General features: G+C 36.3%; 14 protein-coding genes. 2 read left to right on the top strand and 12 right to left on the bottom strand.

All coding sequences use genetic code 11. From position 1 onward, the window contains the following. Window positions 1-17 precede the first annotated feature (17 nt). The 11 genes from PUT07_RS12535 to PUT07_RS12485 form a co-directional block, all read right to left on the bottom strand. Window positions 18-683 carry a TadE/TadG family type IV pilus assembly protein gene (locus PUT07_RS12535; protein WP_274468371.1) on the bottom strand — a complete coding sequence of 222 codons (666 nt, stop codon included), beginning with the start codon at window positions 681-683 and terminating at the stop codon, window positions 18-20. Window positions 684-695: 12 nt separating this feature from the next. After that, window positions 696-2,510 carry a hypothetical protein gene (locus tag PUT07_RS12530; protein WP_274468370.1) on the bottom strand — a complete coding sequence of 605 codons (1,815 nt, stop codon included), beginning with the start codon at window positions 2,508-2,510 and terminating at the stop codon, window positions 696-698. A gap of 528 nt (window positions 2,511-3,038) precedes the next feature. Further along, window positions 3,039-3,377, bottom strand: a complete 339-nt coding sequence (locus PUT07_RS12525) for a hypothetical protein (protein ID WP_274468369.1) — start codon at window positions 3,375-3,377, stop codon at window positions 3,039-3,041. Between the two features lie 616 nt (window positions 3,378-3,993). Next, the gene (locus tag PUT07_RS12520) at window positions 3,994-5,391 is read right to left on the bottom strand and encodes a TnsD family Tn7-like transposition protein (RefSeq protein WP_274468368.1); all 1,398 of its coding nucleotides are present in this window, start codon (window positions 5,389-5,391) and stop codon (window positions 3,994-3,996) included. A gap of 23 nt (window positions 5,392-5,414) precedes the next feature. Beyond that, window positions 5,415-6,887: an ATP-binding protein gene (locus PUT07_RS12515; protein WP_274468367.1), complete on the bottom strand. Its 1,473-nt coding sequence runs from the start codon at window positions 6,885-6,887 to the stop codon at window positions 5,415-5,417. A gap of 30 nt (window positions 6,888-6,917) precedes the next feature. Continuing rightward, complete coding sequence (locus PUT07_RS12510; protein WP_274468365.1) at window positions 6,918-9,053, bottom strand: Mu transposase C-terminal domain-containing protein; 2,136 nt, start codon at window positions 9,051-9,053, stop codon at window positions 6,918-6,920. 99 nt (window positions 9,054-9,152) lie between these two features. Next, entirely contained in the window at window positions 9,153-9,959 is an 807-nt protein-coding gene (locus PUT07_RS12505; RefSeq protein ID WP_274468364.1) for a TnsA endonuclease N-terminal domain-containing protein, read from the bottom strand. Window positions 9,960-10,224: 265 nt separating this feature from the next. Next, complete coding sequence (locus tag PUT07_RS12500; protein WP_274468363.1) at window positions 10,225-10,353, bottom strand: hypothetical protein; 129 nt, start codon at window positions 10,351-10,353, stop codon at window positions 10,225-10,227. Continuing rightward, on the bottom strand, window positions 10,340-11,377 hold the full coding sequence (locus PUT07_RS12495; protein WP_274468362.1) for a Mu transposase C-terminal domain-containing protein: 1,038 nt from the start codon (window positions 11,375-11,377) through the stop codon (window positions 10,340-10,342). The genes PUT07_RS12500 and PUT07_RS12495 overlap by 14 nt, the downstream gene beginning before the upstream one ends. Window positions 11,378-11,692: 315 nt before the next feature. Next, complete coding sequence (locus PUT07_RS12490; RefSeq protein ID WP_274468361.1) at window positions 11,693-12,181, bottom strand: hypothetical protein; 489 nt, start codon at window positions 12,179-12,181, stop codon at window positions 11,693-11,695. A 374-nt stretch (window positions 12,182-12,555) separates the two neighbouring features. Then, entirely contained in the window at window positions 12,556-13,596 is a 1,041-nt protein-coding gene (locus tag PUT07_RS12485; RefSeq protein ID WP_274468360.1) for a hypothetical protein, read from the bottom strand. Window positions 13,597-14,287: 691 nt separating this feature from the next. Here PUT07_RS12485 and PUT07_RS12480 point away from each other — a divergent pair. Beyond that, the gene (locus PUT07_RS12480; RefSeq protein WP_274468359.1) at window positions 14,288-16,087 is read left to right on the top strand and encodes an ATP-dependent nuclease; all 1,800 of its coding nucleotides are present in this window, start codon (window positions 14,288-14,290) and stop codon (window positions 16,085-16,087) included. Continuing rightward, the gene (locus tag PUT07_RS12475) at window positions 16,080-17,801 is read left to right on the top strand and encodes a UvrD-helicase domain-containing protein (protein ID WP_274468357.1); all 1,722 of its coding nucleotides are present in this window, start codon (window positions 16,080-16,082) and stop codon (window positions 17,799-17,801) included. Before PUT07_RS12480 ends, PUT07_RS12475 begins: the two co-directional genes overlap by 8 nt. A 198-nt stretch (window positions 17,802-17,999) precedes the next feature. Here the strand turns inward: PUT07_RS12475 and PUT07_RS12470 are convergent, their stop codons facing one another. Then, the gene (locus PUT07_RS12470; RefSeq protein ID WP_274468355.1) at window positions 18,000-18,929 is read right to left on the bottom strand and encodes a restriction endonuclease; all 930 of its coding nucleotides are present in this window, start codon (window positions 18,927-18,929) and stop codon (window positions 18,000-18,002) included. Between the last annotated feature and the right edge of the window lie 60 nt (window positions 18,930-18,989).

Genomic DNA, 18,989 nt, shown 5'->3' with positions numbered 1-18,989 from the left:
CCCCATCCGTATTCGGCTTAAACGCCAACCCATGCTCTTTCGAATGCTTTCTTTTTCAATTGGATGGTTTGACTTATAAATGGCAGCGGAAGCTTGTACGTAATCTGAGCCTCTATGCCTAAGAAAGCTTCGCCGCCGCTCTCCATACTCGGCAAAGTTACCGCGGTCACCTTGAACCCCTCTTTCGGAATCGTCCGAGAATTACAGAACTTATATACGATCGGGGTCATGAACGCTTGCAAACGAGGTTTAAGCTGCTCTTCCAATAAGCTCTCTTTCCCATCACTTACCAATTTTTCTCCAAGCATTCGCTTTTCTTTCTCCCATTTCATGAGTTCAACCAAAGGCTCTGGTATGTATGCGGAATATTGATCAGTTAAGCTCTCCGCATTCTTAATTTGCTCTTTTGCCGATTGAATGTTAGCCATAACTGTATGAAGGATATCGGCAGGGCGGGTTTGCCCCGCCTTCAGCTTCGCTTCCTCGACCAGCAACCGTACCGGATACAATTGTCCGGCAATGGTTTTGGTCGCTTCTCGTACTCCGGCTCCCAGAGCCATTTCCAGCAAGGCGATCTGTATGCAGATGACGAGTCCCATGACGAAAGCAAGGAACACCGGCAGCACCAAAGAAGCCTCCAGCACGATGCCTCCCTTCTGATCCATATAAAAGTTGCGAAGCATAGGATCCCTCCCTTAATAGGCTACGGCAGCCGTGCTCGTCAGCCGACACCGATTGCCGGTAACTTTGCAGTCCAGCAAACCGGATCCGGCTAGCAGCTTCATCATTTGCGGAATAAACCAAAGTCTGACTTCGCTAGCCGCATTCCCTTGGACATAGGTCGTGATTTGCGTTAAATCCTTTCCCGTTTCGAGCTCAATCAACGCCTGCATGCGCGCCATCAGCTTCGTGTTATTGCTGTGCAGCAGCAGGAAAATGCGCAAATAATCCTTATACGTCAAGCTCAAGGCGGGAGATGTAAGTTTGGCAGACAGCTCAACCGCTTCTCCTCTAACGAGCTTCGTCATATCTTGGAAAGCTATGAGCGCTCCTTCTGCGGCAGCAGCCAGAAGCACCAATAACGGCGACCCTGCGTTTAGCAGCTCTTTCTTGGGATCGAGCAGCGCTTCTACCGTACGGATCGCCATTCGGAACGCGAACATCTCCGCATAAGCAGACGAGACATTCGCCACGCATGAGGAGAACCCATAAATCAAATATTCCGCTTCTTGGTTGGCTAACATATGAGTCCCCGGATCGATTCGTTCATAGGAAACTTTCGGGAGGCCTTGATGATCTTTTTCCAGTCCGGTTGTTCGATTGTTAAATTGGGTCAAAGCAAATTCGTTGACATAAAGCTCATTTCGCATCGTTTCTGCCGCGTTATTGAAAGCTTCCAGCATAGACATTGCCTTCAAACTGACCGGCTCTGACTTTTCCAAATCGTATGCAATTTCACTGCCGATCGCGGCGTCTTGCGCGTTGGCTTCCCGGTATTTCTGATAATACCCTTTGGTGGCTGCCGCCCCGCTCCCAGACCCTTGTAGACGAGCATACATCGGGTCGTTACCTGCAACGGCATTCGTTACACTGCACCCGCCGATCGATTGCTTCGCTTGATCGAGAACACTTTGAATTTTATTCCTTTGGAGAGTCTTGTTTGTACGAATTCCCCCGTTTCTATCCATCCGCGTTTTCTCTATTACGCTCTGCTTCCCGTAAAACTCACGCGCTTCCATCCAATATGCATCATTCGTCTGATTCGCTCTTGCCGTATTCTCCGCCTTGTACAGTTGGACGGCATCCACCACTTCTTTAAAAGCCGAGAATAAAGCGGCAATACTGGCTGCAGCCGTTTGATATTTGTAGAAATAGTCGTCGCCAAGCACCGGAACATTGCCAAAAACCTCATTCACACTCGAGACTCCCTGACCTCCCTGATTCGGCGAGGGGAGAATTCCTTCTAATTTCGTTCTAACTTCCGTGTTTCGTTGTTTGGCAGTTCGCAGCGAGGATTCGATGGCTTGCTGCATTTCGCCAATGACGTTGGCGTTGGACTGAACTTCCAGCTTCGTCGCCGTGAGCAGCGCGGCGTACTTCATGATCAGCTCCAGTACATGTCGCAAATCTTTTAGCTTTTGGCTAAGAGCTTCCGCTTGCTCTCCCACCACACGTCTGGATTCCAACAGAGCTTGGATACTCGTAATGGCGCCAGGACCGGCCTGACCGATGGACACAATGGACATATCCATGTCCCTAAGAGTTGTCTGAACGGCCTGCAGCTGCGTTTCTACTTGCGCGATTTCCTTCCGGACTTCATCTGCCGTATGAATGCCGATCTGCGCGGCCAACTGGTCCAATTCCACAATTCGGGAACGGTAATACGTATGATACATGGTCGTTTTCTCGTGCAGCTCTTCGCTTATTTGCCAGGCAACGTCTAGCTCCTTCTCTCGTTCCTCGATGACCTTCTCAACTTCTGCCGCGTTTTGCGAGAATTGACTGCCCATCCGAAATGGCGCTTGGGTTCCGGTTTGTACGCAGACAAAAGTTAACTTACATAATAAAGTTCAAAAACCATTGATTTTAAGGCTTTTAAAAAATTAATACAAAAAACCTCTTTCATTAATAAAAAAACTAACTTTTCTCAACCTTACAACAATCCACTTTCATCAATTGTATGACCTTTGCATAAATATACATTCAGACAATAAGGGAGTTGAATTAATTTGGAAAAATAAAAAAATCCCTGGTGATAGGGACTAATCTGAGTAATTTTTATGTATATTAATCGGTCGTATCGCTTAATCTTAGAATTTAATATTTTGTTTCAATATCTTCGTAAGTCAATTTGCTTCTTTTGATGCCGATTTTCTCTCTTCACATTTCATGTTAATTTGGTGCATTATTAGTGTTCACAACTAAAAAGCACGCATAAAAATAGTACATCTTTAGAAATGATATCTTGCTAGAATAATATTAAGCAATTCATTTTGGTAGGAAGTTGGAAAAGAAAAAATCTTTTTTTTAGTTTCGTTTCATGGTGGATTATTTTTCGAGCGGTTGTCGGTAAATTTTTTGTTTTTTCTCTTTTGTTCTTTCAGCTCATTTTTTAATCTATTAATTTTGATGTAATATTGATTTAATTGCTTTTCTGTCATATCACTTCTTTCAATTAAATAAGCCTCCACCAACAAACCATTTATCAGAATAAGTATTATCTTAGCGTCCAGCTCAAATACTAGAGTAGGTAATGATGATTCATTGCTAAACTCTTTTTCAAACCATCTTTGTTTAATAGCATAAGAACAAGTGTAGAAATTATCATTATGTAATATCCCCTCTTTGGTAATAAAAGATTTAGACCAAGTAATCATGCAACACCTTCTTCCATTTAGCATTTGTAATCTACCCGAATTCATTCAGTGGTTGGTTCCTACTTCATTTTCGAAGACTAAAGTAATTAAATACTACTTTAATATTGTAGACTATAGTCATCATTTTTATACCTATTTACGTTCTTTTTTTGAATACTATAGTCAACTTATTTCTCAATCACATTCCAAATCTTAATAAAATAATTAATTCCTCAAAATGGAGAATAACCAAGCTTTTGACGTAATCATCACAAATAACGAGTTATTATTGCACAATAAAAAATGATGCATTGAACATAAAAGTTCAGCATCATTTTTTTAATCCCAATATTTTTAGGCAAAGTCATAATCGTCAGTATTAATTTATTATCCAAATTGATTTAAAACTTGTTAAATCACAGAGTTTAAGACTTTATGTAACTCCGTTGTTGAAGACAAGCAAAGCTATCACAAGTTCTTCATTCGAATACAAGAGTTTCCTCTCATGGAATTATCAACTTTTCCCTGTCAATATTACCTTATATAAGGAATAATTTCATCCGAATTCCAACTTGAACGATAAATTTAATGTGGTTTCCCCTTGCTATAATGAAGGTTGTTACATAATCCGTGCTCATTACGTAATGCCAACTTCGTTTCTAACCAACTCTTCAATTATTTTGGTTACATTCTCAGATATTTTAAAGTGTCTCCTCGCGCTTAAAGAGGCTCTCGCTTGAACTTTCTTAACTGTTACTCTCTCGTCATTTTCTTTTAGTTTACTAATCGCCCATTTCACTCTCCGTATTTGAAAAGCTTCTCTTGTCTCAAGAATTAATGAAAGATACTCATTAGTGATAGGCAGCTTGGTAAGTGCCTTGGAAAATCTTTTACCTAGCCTTTTTTCTATTGATGATATACAAATCATCACTGGTTTTAAATCATCATTCCAATTTTGGATTACAGATTGAATTTCGTTATTCAACCTCTTATCTCTCCCTCTCCATATCTGCTCCGTTAGATAGTCATCAATTTTATTCACTTTATTACTCTTTTGTTTAGCTTGTCTTTTGTGATTATTTTGTTGATACAGAGGTATTAGGTTTTCTGGAAGTTTTAGAAATGAATCTACAGAACCGGCTAGGTACCGCATCATTAATATATTTCTCATTGGGTGAATTTGTCCATACCTTAAAAAGTCAATTAACCACCCTTCTTTATGACTGATAACTTCTGATTTCAATAAAGCGAGCGTTGTTTCACTATACCTGTTTTTAAAATCCTGTATCACAGTGGCTAGAGACAACAAACCAGCAGCATAAGTGAAACCTTTTAGCTTTAGCAGCATTGTATATACGCCTTTATAATAATTCTTCCCCTTCGGCATCAAATTTTGTTGAAGTAAATGTAAAGCATCTTTAGCTAATTCTTGTAGTTCTAACTTTGTTTTTTCGTCCATGCCATAAATGAGTGGAGTTGATGCCTGCTCTAATAAATCGGCAGTTGGGGATATTAGACGAAATTTGTTTAACAATTTGGTCTCGGTTTTCATTAGCACTGTATAATGACTAGGACAAACATAAACCCCTGGTACTTGATGTATTCTATGCCAGTAAGCTTCTCCAAGAGTTAAAATTTCTTCGCGTAGACATTCAGTGCAGTATCTTAGTGAATAATCAAGTGCAATACCACCTTGTGACAAACCTATCTGTGAATAAAGCCCAGTACCGCTAGAGTTAATCATATTATTTTTAATTTGATTGACTCTAGACTCATCCAAAAAAGGTTGAAACAAAGGAAATAGGGTGTGTTTGCTAATTAAGTCCTCCCCGCTTATTTTACAATTAAATGGAATTAATTTAGAGACCAAAGAACCTAACTGGCTTTGAAAAGCAATCGTTGCTTTTGTAGTCGTGGACCCAAATAATTCATATAGACTCCGATATTCACTTCGATTCCCTGAATATACGTGATATCGAGAAAGGATACTGTATAGTAACTCTTCATCATACGGGGTTGGAAAACAAGAAATCATTTTTTTATATCACCCTACTGTCTCTATTCAATATATGTTAACGCCATTCTTGCTAAAGCAATGACTTCTCTTTCTTCCCCATGCTCAGCAATAGCTCTTGTAGCGTATTCTTGGGCTACGTCTGAGTCGATTCCAAAGTTAATTAATGATGCAATCAACTGTTCCAACTTATTCGTCTTTTTTGACTTGGTCTTTCTTGCAATCAAATCCTCATTCCGGAGCATAGTTTCTTTTCGGTCTAATAATTCATCAATTTCTACTGATACATCTTCAAAGGGTAACAAATCCTCGAATCTAAATATAACCTTTTCTTGCTTATTCTTTGAATATGCTCTAATAGCGTTTAACATTGGCTGTACGAGTCTAAGCTTCTCTTTTGCGACTTTCATTATCAAATCCGGGGTAATTGTCTCTTCCTCAGAATAATGGTTAATAACTTCGGCTTGCGCTAAAATGTAGAGTTTTACGGCGATGTCCATAATCCCCTGACTCTCGTCGTATAGTACATCATTTAACTCCTTTGTTAGTTTGACTTTCGTTCTTGTCCATTGGTACTCCCACATGGTCTCTAACAAAAAATCCCAAACGGAATCTTTCATCATTCGTCCCCACAAAGCATCCCCTTGACCTGAACCCCGTCTTGCTTGACGAAACTGGCGTTGGAGTATGTCAAGTGCTTTTGGCGTTCCAACCAGAATAACGGGTATTCCAATCATATTGACTAGCGTGACAAGAAAGTTTAATATGTCACCACCACTTCGTGTTTTGCATAAATGTTGTACTTCATCAATAATTAGGACTCCCAAACTATGTAAATTGGCGACTTGTACCATGTGTATCCTCATAGATTCCGCTGTAGCTCTTTGCGAGCCAAACTTGCGTTCGTAATTTTCACCCAATATGCTATCAACTGCATTAAAAAAATTCAAACACAATGCTTTTAAAGAATCAGGGCATTCTAACTTCAAAAAAGGAATTTGTTTTTGAATAAGTGGCTCTCCACGATATTCGGAATGAAGGATGACTTTTGGATACAATGAGGTAACCTTGTTAAGAGCAGTCGTTTTCCCTATTCCAGAATACCCAACCAAAGTAAATCCTGCTGAGCTAGTGGGTAAGTCACCAAATGTCTCTGATATTTCTTTTCTTTCTTTGATTGCTTTATAACCCTTTTGTAGGCGAATTGCATATTCTTTCTTCTTTATTGGGTTACGAGCTACATATCCCTCCCTAATTGAAATACCAATGTTCTGCTCTAATTGAATGTGTTCAATTAATGGGAGAAAAAACTTCTTTAATCTCCTTAGACAATGGATTCGTGCAAGTGGACCGAGCTGCCGTTCACTTTCATTATATTGAGGATAGTAAGACAACGCCTCAATAGCTTCATCCATTTCTAGTATCGGCGGAAGAGATTCAATTAAAGGATTACCTCTATAATCAGGAACTTCCTGTTCCGAATACTCTGCTAAAAATCCATTCTCAAACAAGCTCATTATAACCCCCGAAGACTTTTATATTTATTTTCAATGATATTCACCTGTCCTTTTTATTTTTTGACTGTGTTTTTGCAGTTTTTCCAAATAAGAACTCTGCCGTACATCAACCTTAAACACAGCCTGTTCCGAGAATTCAATATTATTGGCACCTCTTTCATGTGATTTATGATTTGAGGGAACAAAACTTTCTTTTAACCGATTCACAGCCTTCTCTGCTGCTGTTCTATCGTTCATATTTTTGGTAGATTTCGGTTCTTCTTTAGACCTAGCCGCAGAAGTCTTCTTTCGATTAAGCTTCATATCTAAAAAATCTACATCTTTTTTTAGTTGCATCTTTTTTTCTCTCGCAGCTTCCCTTTTATCACGTCTTTGGCAGTCAATCACTTCGGTAAAGCTCATATTATAAAATTTCTCTGTATCACGCTCCAATAAACTGCATACTTCCGTATTCCATAGCTTATCTCGATAATAAATTTCATTTACAATTCGCGGGTCATATGAAACTTTAATTTTCCATTCCCCTTCCTTCGCTCTATGGAACCACTTTTCTTCCTCACCTCGTTTGCAAACGTAATGTAGTCCATTGAATTTGATTCCTGCTCTGGTTACTTTCGCAGTTCCAATAGGCATAAGATTTATTTTCAACTTATCGACTTCTTGCCACCTTATCGCTCCTGTTCTTTCCACACCCCAGTTCCAAATTTCAGATGGAATAGGACGTACATTTTCTTTTGTCATAGGCAAGGTTTTTTCATAAGTTGGTAAATATGATTTATTGTGATGTCTTATGGCTTGAATGAAGTACCAAGTAAACTCATCAAGAGTTAATTCAGCATCCAAACGATAATCCGTAGCACCACGGCTACGAGAATCTTTTTGTTCATAGCCAGGTAGGTCACTTATCAACTCGTCCATTTTTTTAAACAGTCTCTCAACTATCCCTTTTAAATCTGCTCGTCCTGGTGGATTGTTCTCAATACGAACTTGATGAGCATTTATCAGGGTTTCTGCATTTTTACTTATCAGTTCTCCTTTGTCTGCTATTATTGCATCCGGTAAACCCTTAGCTTTCCATTCAGATTCATCCAGCTCAATATTATATTCCTTGCAAACCTTGGCTTTGTCAGAAGCTGCGCTGGCTAAAGCCATCATTACTCCTATGTATGAAGGGTTTTCTAGTCCCACATAAAACCCCGCTATAAGACGACTAAATACATCTACCACCAAATAAATCCAAGGTTTACGTAACACCCATGAACGGTTAAATCTAGACACAATGTAGAAATTAGCAGGTGTTGCATCCATTTGATAATAAGAACCCGGACCAGGTACTCCTTGCATTGAAGTACCCAGTATTGGTCTATGATTTCTATCATAGTTACCGTTTCCGTGTCGATGTCTTTTGGATTCCTCTATGTCAAATTCTTTTTTGTACCAATAAGTAAATTGACGGAGGGACGGAACTTTTCCGCTTGTTACTTTGTCCTTAAAATGCTCGTTAATCATTATAGTGTAAAAATATTTAAGTCTAAGATTCTTTTTTTTCGGGTCCCGATGGATATTTTTAAAACATTCAAGAAAAATTATATATATCTCCTCAGTGATATTGACTCCGATTCCAGATTCTTCCGGAAATTCCTTCCTCCTTCCAACTTTTTTATCTCCAAGCTTTTTGTCCACGCCTCTCCCCCCATATTTATGAGAATCTGGCAATAAAGCATTTTTGGTTTGACCACGCTTCCAATATTTTTTTAGATTTGAATAAAAGGTTACGTGGTTTACACCATACTTTTCTTGCAAGAATTTTCCTAATGGACCACGATGTTTTTTGTAGAATATTTGCGGGATATTTTCAGCACTTACAGCCTCTTCAATGTACTGCCAAGTTTTATCTCGATGTTGCTTATCTTTGACTTTTATATCTTCCTCACAAATAAACCGACTGTATGGGTCATATTCGTCTATTTGCACATGCCCATCCTTTAAATCCTTTAATACTAAAGTCAAATTTCTCTGAACTGGTAAAGAATTATCATCTTTATCAATATTTATTACATAAATATCCATATTATCTCGGTCAATAAATAGAACTCTTTCCTTGATAAGGCTGCCGTCATAAGATTGTGAAACTATTATGTTGTTAGTCATCAGTGTTTTTAACATCTTATAAATCCTCCTTTAAAAATGGTCTTATTCACAAACTCCCTTGGAATACAATACGAATAAATTGCATCCCAAGGGAGTTTTTATATTGCTAACGAGTTAATCCAGTACGTTTAAAATGTTCAAACAAGCATCAAAGTCAATCGGTTTCGTTAAATCTACGCGAATTTGTTTCGTAGCTAATAGATGTTTGAATAGATACATAAACACACCAGGCTCAGTTTTATAGTTCTTTTCAAACAAACTAGTTGTTTGTCTTATGGGTAGATTATTCGTTAAAATATATTCTTTTAACTCTTCTACAAAACGATTCAGTTGAATCCTATCGTAACCACGTACGTTTTCAATAAAAAACGCTGGTCGAATCCACAATAAATTCCTTATCTCTGCCTTATTCATATTTTTCTCTGTGATTACTTGCCACTCAATTCCTTTTTCTGTGTAATACAACTTTTCGATTTCAAGTTTCTCAAGAACACGCTTATCCTCCAAATCGAATGATGGTTTTACGGTATGAATAACCGTTTGAGCTTCACCTTCCTGAATTTTTTTAAAACAAAAATCACTTGTTATGACAATAGGAACCTTATTCCTCATAGGGTGTTTGTATCCTAACCTTTTTGCAATAGCAACAGTTTTATCAAACTCAATTATTGGATACTGCTCCCTGATATCAACCACCGAATCATCCCAGTCCAACATGACAAAATAATTACGCTCTAACTTAGACATTAAGTGGTGAACCCGTCCTACAGTATAACTATAATCTCTAACAACCTGACCACGAGAAGAGAATGAGTGTATATTTATCCAGGGCTTATAATCCTTACCTTCCCCTTGTCCACGACCTTCCTTTAAATATCGCTCATATAATTTTAGTGACCATCTTGCGTATCTTCTTCCCATCCTCGCCTCACCTCACCTTCAAACGTTAGGTACCATTTTTGCATCCTTCGCTTTTTCGAGCTTTGGAGTGTCACAAATCTCCCTAAGTTTCTTCCAAAATAGAAATCAAGAAGGGGAAACTTTTTTTGAACAAAGTGTTCTTCTCCATTTTCATCAATGATTGCTAAAGTAAAATATTATGTTAGCATTTTTTCATAGATGTACCGCTCATTGTTCAACTTATTGGTCATTTGGACACCTTTCCTATCTCTAAATGTTTTATTTGCTATAATTGATTACAACGGTCTGAAATAAATTTTGAAACGACGATTTTAACATCAGCTATTGTGGCATCAATCTGATAGCAGGAGCCGTGATTGATTTTAAAATACTTTTTTTCTTCATTTGGTTTCATTAACAATCCCCCTTTTATTTATTACCTCAGCAAAACTCATATCGAGATATTTTGAGTCCACATCCGCTAAGTAACAGGTATCGCAATTTTTACCATCAGAATGACGGTAGTATATCTGGTTTACGAGACGTGGGTCATAGGAAATGTTTATGGTCCACTTTCCTTCATTAGCCTTTTCAAACCATGATTCGGTTAAAGCCTTAGCTGAACGATATATCATACCATTAAATTCAATTCCCCTTTTAGTTACCTTTGCATCCCCCACAGGCATAAAGCTCAGTTTGACCTTTTCTTCCGGTACCCGTAGTAAGCTCCCACTAAAATTTGCAATTCCCCATTCCCAAATATTTTTTGGAATTGGCTGCACATCGTCCTTAATCATCAACGAAGTCCTATCGTAAGACTTCATCAATGAGTTGTTATAGCACAATACTGCCTCGATTACGATTTTTGTAAATTGTTTTAAATCTACTCCAAACCTATAAACATTAACATCAGTTTTTTTATAATCCTTGCTAATAAGCTTCTGAACATTATTTTGAATCAATTTATCAATCTTACATAAAATTCTTTTGAAATCACGATTATTAGAAGGAATATTTTCAATGCGTACTTGAAGGTCAAGTAGAAGAATCACTGCTTCTCTACTTATCAACTCACCTTTACCGCATAAAATTGCATCTGGTAAACCTTTTGCTATCCACTCAGAAGCTTGAATGTCAATATCATATGCTTTACAATAGGAAACTTTATCAGATGCAGCATTAACCAGTGCCATCATAGCTCCTGTCCAAGATGGCTTCTCTAGCCCAACATAAAGTCCGGTTATCATATGACTAAATACGTCTACAACCAAATAAATAGCCGGTCTTCCTAAAACGTATTCCGGATTTATTCTTGAAACGATATTAACATCGGCTATCGTAGTTTCAACTTGGTAGTAGCAGCCAGGACCAAGTATAAAATCATTCATACTCCATGTTTGCTTTTTGATATTTTTTTGAAATACATTTGAATTCGTCATAATCTTCCTCTCATTCTTAATTAATCTCCTCATAGAATTGACATATTTTTTTCTAAGGAGTGCTCTATTCATCAGCGTGTTTTATGTTCAATCAAGTAATCGAGTGTGTCGCATATTTCAATCATTTGATAAATATCAAACCTAAGAGACATCGCTGCAATGACGCCTGATTATGGCTTCTCTTACATAAAATCCGGTTATCATGCGACTAAACTCGTCATCTACGATATTAATACTCGGTCTTCGTAAAATATCTTCCTGATTACTCAATAGAACATTCATACTCCGTGGTTTTTTAACTTACTTTTTTGATAATCATTTGAATTCATGCAATCTCCCTTTCATTAAATTTATACCTTTTTGAGTAATGTCTGCATGTTTCATTACCTGGGAAAATAGCCACAATGACGGCACCTCCTCTAATGTGTTCTCAAATGACAGAGCCAACACATCTCCTCCTAGTAATGTTAACCTCAGTAAAAATACATCGAACTTGCTTGAGTTTCGGATTCTGACATCTGCTCCTACAACCCTAATAGTCATACTCGTTTTATTAACGACAATAACCCTTTCAGTCGTGTGATAGTCATTTTTAGTCAAGTAAAACACCAATCTTCTGTTTAATCCTTCAGTTATCTCCAACTCTTGAACTTGCAAAAAATCAGCCATGTGCTTCGGGAGCGGAATTGTCTTTATCTCCTGGGTATCTAGTATAATTAGACTATTTTTTGCATCAATGAAAAGGACTTTACGCCTTAACACAATGAAATAATAAATCAAAAACGAAATAACGATTTCCATCATTCCAAACCTCTCTTCTTGTGGTAAGAAATTCTTTGATGATGCTACATTAAGCAACGCCTAGTTATATTTCAAAGTAGAGTTGCAAGCAGAATCAAATCATTCCTGTCTAAGTATCAATACTAATTAGCAGCATCCTTTTTCCTCCTTATCTGTATGTACTAAATGACATCAATTTGAGCAACATTTGGACTCTTAATTTCTAATGCGAGGTGCAAATTTCATTATGCAAAAATTTATTGACCAATTTCTGCTGTTTTATACATCGTGTATCACAAAAAAAAATGCTTCATTAATGCAAAGTTTTTGATTCAATGCTTTTGGATAAAAAAAATAAAAAGGATGGGCATCCCATCCTTTGTTTAAGGCATAAACCATTATTCAGTCTGATGTGTTAACACGTCTGATATCGTATAACACCTGTCAACTAACCCAATTCTTTGTGCAGGTGTTACGAATTTCCCATTCCAGTTATCTGGATTCAGACAATAATTAAAAAAGGTCCTGAGTATAGTAAGATTGTATTGGGCATATTTTTCATTAAAATTAGCATATCTGTACGTTTTGTACTTCACTAATCGCTCTTCGTTAGGGAAAATGAAAAGTCGACGTTTAATTTGTTCAATAAAATCACTTTCATTTATGCAATAATGCTCTTCAAAGTATCTACTCATTTCAGTTTTGAATACTGTTGTAAAGCTGTTCGCTTGTTCATCTTTGATAATTCTCCAATAGGGAAAATTCAAAATATCATTTACAGAGCAGATTTGTTTGTTAGCTCTTTCAAGTAGAGTATTTATTGTATTGCCCACTGTTTTCCATTCAACTAAGATATCAGACCGAAATACATAATTTGTAACTTTATCCTCTGTTGATATGATGTTAATTCGAGCAGTTGAGTTTTCTGTATTCGACCATTCATATTCAAGGATGTTTGTTTTAGTAACTAAATAACTGTATTTTTTTTGGTTAAAACGTTTTTCGTTTTGTTCTAAAAAAGCATTACACTTCTCATATACCAATTTTAATTTGCTGTAATAAGTAGCTGGCGAAATGTTTAACAAGTTGCATGTTTGTTTAACAGATGTTCTGCCAAGCAGATATTGTACAAAAGCAGGCATAACATCATTTCGTTTTTGTCTGTAGTTAAAATCAACAATTTTCGGAAGAACGTTGGTTATCTTTTTGCATGATTTACATTGCCATTTTTGAGAGCCACTACTGCTTTTCCCTCTTCTATAAAACAATTTCGGTTGTGATAATGGTGTCATAACTTTATTTAAGCAATTCACTTTATGAAATTCATATTTTGAATATGCAAAATTCGTGTCTTTAGATGCTTTAAGTTTATTACTAGCTTTTTGTTCTGATAGGAAATTTAGATTTTCTAGATATTTATTTTCATGTACTGATGCCATAGAAATATTCCTTTGTGGAAAAGTCTTAATTTTTTTGTATTTTTACTTTTTCTATAAATAGTTTTGACAATCTTAATTTTTTAAAACGTAAAAAATGAAAATAATTACTAAATTATTTTCACTCATTTCCCAAAAGATTTTTAGCTCCTTTTCGAAAAGTTGAAAGAAAATTTAAAAAAAGAAAAAAAAGACTACTCCGGGCTTTGAAAAAATACTTATCATAAAAATAAAAAAACCTTTACCACTTTTAGCTAAATTCCGATACAAATTTATTTTATTAACTGAATATTTGGTCGGATTACATTTAATGTTTGACACTCTAAACTTACATTTAAAAATCCCTTGTTAATTAACCCAACGTTTCAAATCTACCGCGGCAACGCCCGCAGAGAGATTCATGCAACAAATGCGTTTTATAGTTACAACTCTAGTAGCTCCTGGCTTAACTTTGCAGCTGTAACAACAATTGAAGCGAGTATATATCGCCGAGCATTGCTCAAGACCCACCCTCTTCTCTTTTAATGTAATAATTGTTCCACTGACCTATTTTTTTAACGATGAGTCTTTATATTTTCGCTGTCGTTTAAAGCCAATTACCTCTAATAACCTTTTATCCGCAGACCTTTTTTTATAACATAACTTAGTTTACAATAATTGGAGGTCTAGAGAATATATGAAATGAGGGGACTAAATGTTCTTATATCGAGTAAAATTAAAAAATTTCCGTAACTTTGTTGATTCGGAATTTATTTTTAACAAGAAATCGCTAATAATCGGTGCTAATGATGTAGGCAAAACAAACCTCTTAGACGCTATCCGTTTGTTATTAGATAAGTCATTATCGGAAAATGATTTAGAACCGGCTTCTGAAGATTTTTGCGCCCTGAATAATAGCAACACATTTGAAATACTCTTACAATTTGCAGATATTACGGAGGATTGCATAAGGGCAAAGTTCCCCGGCAATATCAGCGACCAAAACCAACTTTTCTTAAAATATACCGGATTTAAAGATGGAAAGCATTATGAACTATCAGCCGGTCGCTCAGAGGATGAGTTAGAAGAAATAAAGGGCAGGTTTTATCTAAAAGTATTAAATCTAAAGTATGTACCTGCTAATCGTCAAATTGATACCTTTTTAAAAAATCAGAAAAATAGACTGCTTGAAAAATTAAAAAGTAATCGAACTGAAGAACAAGTTCGGGAAGATGAATCACAATTGACAAATTTAATATCCTTATTATCTGATGTTCAAGGTTTATTAGACAAACTGTCATTTGTAGACAAAGGAGGAAGCTTACTTAATGACGAACTCAAAAAATTGGCAGAGCATCACGTCTCACAAGAAATTAAATTAGGAATGGATATTCCTAAATCAAATGATTTGTTTCGCAAAGTTCAGTTACTTTCTTATGTTAATGACCAAGCTATCCAACTTGGAGGGGACGGAAGAAAAAATCAAGCCTTTCTCGCTCTTTGGGCTGCTTTAAATGATATTGAAAATAGTGACGGTCAACCTGATGAAGTCTCATTGTTTTGCATAGAGGAACCAGAAGCACACCTGCACCCTCATCAGCAGAGAAGGCTATCTGAATATTTAGTATACAATTTAAATACACAAGTAATTTTGACTAGCCATTCACCTTTCATTGCATCAGAGTTTCAACCTGAGTCCATAGTTCGGTTGTACACTTGTAATGAAGACCACTCGACAAAGGCAGCAAAGAGCGGAGCGTCTGCAGAGATAAAAGCAAAAGTGGAGGGACTTGAATTCCGATTAAATGTATTGTCCTCAGAAGTGTACTTTAGTGATTGTGTCCTTTTGGTAGAAGGTTCTTCTGAAGTTATTTTCTATAAAGCGCTAGCAATAGCTTTAGGAATTGAGCTTGACAGACTTAACATTAGTATCCTTTCTGTAGAAGGGGTTGGGTTTGAGAGATATATCGAGTTGTTCGATATTCTTGGAATTCCTTGGGTAATTAGAACTGATAACGATTACCAATTAGTTACTGCAAAAAAGCAAGGGAATTACTATCGACTGTCTGGAATACAACGGGCTATCAGTGTTTGGAAATTGAAGCATACGCTGCAACCCGCGTCAGCCAATCCAGAACATATAAAATTCATTACAGATAATGAGAATGAATTAACGCATCTTGTTGACTCTGATGAACGGTATAGACAAGAAATGTATCATAAATTCTATGAAGTTCTTAAAACCAGCGGTATATATTTAGCCAACATTGGACTTGAAGAGGACTTATTTAATACATCCGAATCAGTTCGTAATAGTCTCCGACAATTCTATGATTATCCCGTCAAAGACTATTCCGATGAAGCAGTAATAAAAAAGATGAAAGATAAGAAATCAACCCATATGTTCAACTTCGTTAAAATAAATTACAAATGTCTTCCTGACATCAATGGATACGAATTAGCAGAACCTCTAAACCATTGCAAAAAAATTATTGAGGAGTTAAGACGTGTTTAATCCTACTCCTCAACAAATTGATATATTAAATTGTGATACTCATTGTGTTGTAGTTGCCGGTCCGGGAAGCGGCAAGACAACTACACTAGCTCACAAAATTAACCAGGTATTAAAGGATTTACGCTGGTACCAGGGGGTAATTGCAATCTCCTATACAAATAAAGCCAGCAATGAATTGAAACGAAAATCCGAACAACTGAGCGATGATGTAAAAAATTCCTCTTTTAGTACAATTGATTCTTTTTGTATATCAAATATACTCATTCCCTTCGGCAAACATTTTTTTGGATTACCTATACAAAAAGTTACTGTCGACAAAAGCCGTTTTGACATTGAAACCGCCCAAGAAATCAAATACTTTCTTGAAACATTGGTGCTCAAATATGCTGAAGTGTCTATTGATGAGTTAGTGAGTAAAAATATAGAACCAATTGCAGAAATCCGCAAACGTGACCTTGAACTAATTTCCCGGCATTTCCAAGAGGGGAACTTTGATTTAAGACTTATTGGTCATATCTCGTATTTAATATATATTAGTTCGAAGTCCTGTAGGGATTACTTTAAATCACGTTTTAAGTATGTATTTATTGACGAATTTCAAGATTCTGGATTAGAACAGTATCTCTTGTTTATTCGTCTAGCAGAAACCGGGATTATCAGTTGGGCTATAGGCGACGTAAATCAATCAATATTTGGGTTTGCTGAAAAGAGTTCCGACTATCTCTTTCGTTTAATGGAGAATCCCAATTTCGTTAAACTCCCAATGAATATTAATCATCGTTGTCATAAATCAATTGATTTTTATAGTAAAAAACTCTTGAACTTTGATGTAGATTATTCAGGGGAATCAAGGGTATTTGAAGTACATGAGAGCGGGAATGAAACCTCAATCGGGAGATGGTTAACTACAGATTTAAATATCATTAAAGAAGCATTTGGTGTGACACATAATTGTGAGATAGGTGTTTTAGCTAAGACAGAAAGAACCTTAGAGTTATTTTCACAACAATTAGAAGCACCTTTTAAGCTTCATCTAAAGAGCCCAATTGACAACGACCAGACTTTATGGGGAGCATTATTCCGTGAATTACTTCATTTCTCATTAGGCAATATCTCTATTTATGAATTTATTGATAACTGTTTCGATAGAGAATTACCTCAATTACAAATTACAGTTTTGAATGTTAAGCAGTTTTTATTGAAATTAAAAGCTAAGGTAGTGCGTTTTAGAAATGCTGAAACCGCCTTACTTGACGATATCTGCGATTTGTTCATAAAGGTTTCTCTTTTGGTGTATCCTGAATCCAAAAACGATGAATCAATAAAATATGTGAGAGAAATCTTTGAGCAAGAACAACTATTAAATACTTTCTCACCCTCAGATAAAAATCAAATACAACTGATGACTTTGCATAAATCTAAGGGGCTCGAATTTGACGTTGTAATTCATCTAGATTTATATCAATACATTATTCCTGGGTACGATTGGGTAGTAAAGGGAATCAAAAAAGAGTTTCATGAATCGAGGAACCTCCACTATGTTGGAGTTACGCGGGCAAGGAAAGCGTTGTTCTTAGCAACAAGTGATAATAGGTTTATTGCTAAGAAAAAGAATTTTGATACAGCACAACCCTCAGAGTTTCTATTCGATAGCGGTATAGAAGCGTATCGACTAGAATGGAACGAGTTTAAACTTTCGGGGAAGAAAACTTGATTTGCTTACAAAAAAACGGGTTCGCCTTGTAAGATGAAAAATGAGCGAACCCGAGGTATGTCCTCAGGCGGCTGCTCCACAACTAAAAGTCCTCCACATCCTCAAACTACTTTGGACTCTTTACCTAATTGTTGGATTAATTTAAAGTTGTTCTTTAATTCTTGAATAATTTTATTCGAGATTTGTTATAAACTAAATTCATTCTCTCGAATTACCCACCTGAAATTTTTTAATATATGGGGTATAAAACTCTTTACCGTTTGGGTCATATCCATCATGATTCTTATCCACATAATATCCCTTAACATCCCAGGTCAATGATACACCACCATGTTCAACTTCAACAATGTATGGCAAAGCACTCTCAAATTGGTCATACTTTTCATCTATTTCATCTTCTTGAAAAGGACTTCTTTTTTCCTTTTCTTCCTTTTTGTCAATTAAATAATCTAAATATGCACAAAAATTTGTATTCTTGTCGTCAAAATACACAGCTCTAAGCCTTGCCAATACCCCAAATTTTCGTGAAATATCTTCAGCATATTTATGTATTTTCTCTACAATTACAAGTCCTGGGAAATGCATATTAAGCCGCGCAGACAAATAAATGAATGAGTTTTTATAATGCGCTGCCCAAAATGAAGGAGAATTGGTATTATATATCTTCCATCCAACTTTTTCAGAACTTTTTGGAAAAAATTGATTTATTAATTGAAAGTTGGTTGGTGTAAACAATCTGTCCTCAAGTTTGACTTCGTCCCAATAATCAATTTTCAATTTTCTCGAATTCTTTAATTCTTCATATGCCAGAATCAATCCTGAGGATAGTGATGTTGTACACACCAATAAATAGCCATCGGCACTAATTCTTTCGCAGTCTGTTATTAATGAATTTGCCTCTTCCTTACCAATACTCCTTCCAGAATGCGCATTATGTTTACACTGGACAAGCCATTTTCTTTCAAATTTACTTAAGGGACCTTGGACTTTTTCAATAACAATTAAATCACGACCTCCATCTGGACCTTTCCCAGTCCAGTGTACTTCAAAACCTTCACGATGGAAAACTTCTCTTGTCAAACGCTCCAAATCATTTCCATCTTTAGCTAATTCTTTAAAATTTAACATTATCTATTCTCCATAAATTTTTTTAGCTTAATTAGACCATAACCACCACAAAATTAGCTG

The organism is Paenibacillus sp. MAHUQ-63 (assembly GCF_028765165.1).
In the GTDB taxonomy this organism is placed as follows: Bacteria; Bacillota; Bacilli; order Paenibacillales; family NBRC-103111; genus Paenibacillus_E.
Note: the sequence above shows the minus strand (reverse complement) of the source record. Positions and strands in the feature narration are given on the sequence as shown.

Coding starts and splice junctions, on each gene's coding strand:
- PUT07_RS12520 (WP_274468368.1), bottom strand. CDS start 5,391: ATGATTTCTTGTTTTCCAACCCCGTATGATGAAGAGTTACTATACAGT.
- PUT07_RS12480 (WP_274468359.1), top strand. CDS start 14,288: ATGTTCTTATATCGAGTAAAATTAAAAAATTTCCGTAACTTTGTTGAT.
- PUT07_RS12505 (WP_274468364.1), bottom strand. CDS start 9,959: ATGGGAAGAAGATACGCAAGATGGTCACTAAAATTATATGAGCGATAT.
- PUT07_RS12525 (WP_274468369.1), bottom strand. CDS start 3,377: ATGATTACTTGGTCTAAATCTTTTATTACCAAAGAGGGGATATTACAT.
- PUT07_RS12490 (WP_274468361.1), bottom strand. CDS start 12,181: ATGATGGAAATCGTTATTTCGTTTTTGATTTATTATTTCATTGTGTTA.
- PUT07_RS12500 (WP_274468363.1), bottom strand. CDS start 10,353: ATGAAACCAAATGAAGAAAAAAAGTATTTTAAAATCAATCACGGCTCC.
- PUT07_RS12530 (WP_274468370.1), bottom strand. CDS start 2,510: ATGGGCAGTCAATTCTCGCAAAACGCGGCAGAAGTTGAGAAGGTCATC.
- PUT07_RS12535 (WP_274468371.1), bottom strand. CDS start 683: ATGCTTCGCAACTTTTATATGGATCAGAAGGGAGGCATCGTGCTGGAG.
- PUT07_RS12485 (WP_274468360.1), bottom strand. CDS start 13,596: ATGGCATCAGTACATGAAAATAAATATCTAGAAAATCTAAATTTCCTA.
- PUT07_RS12470 (WP_274468355.1), bottom strand. CDS start 18,929: ATGTTAAATTTTAAAGAATTAGCTAAAGATGGAAATGATTTGGAGCGT.
- PUT07_RS12495 (WP_274468362.1), bottom strand. CDS start 11,377: ATGACGAATTCAAATGTATTTCAAAAAAATATCAAAAAGCAAACATGG.
- PUT07_RS12515 (WP_274468367.1), bottom strand. CDS start 6,887: ATGAGCTTGTTTGAGAATGGATTTTTAGCAGAGTATTCGGAACAGGAA.
- PUT07_RS12510 (WP_274468365.1), bottom strand. CDS start 9,053: ATGTTAAAAACACTGATGACTAACAACATAATAGTTTCACAATCTTAT.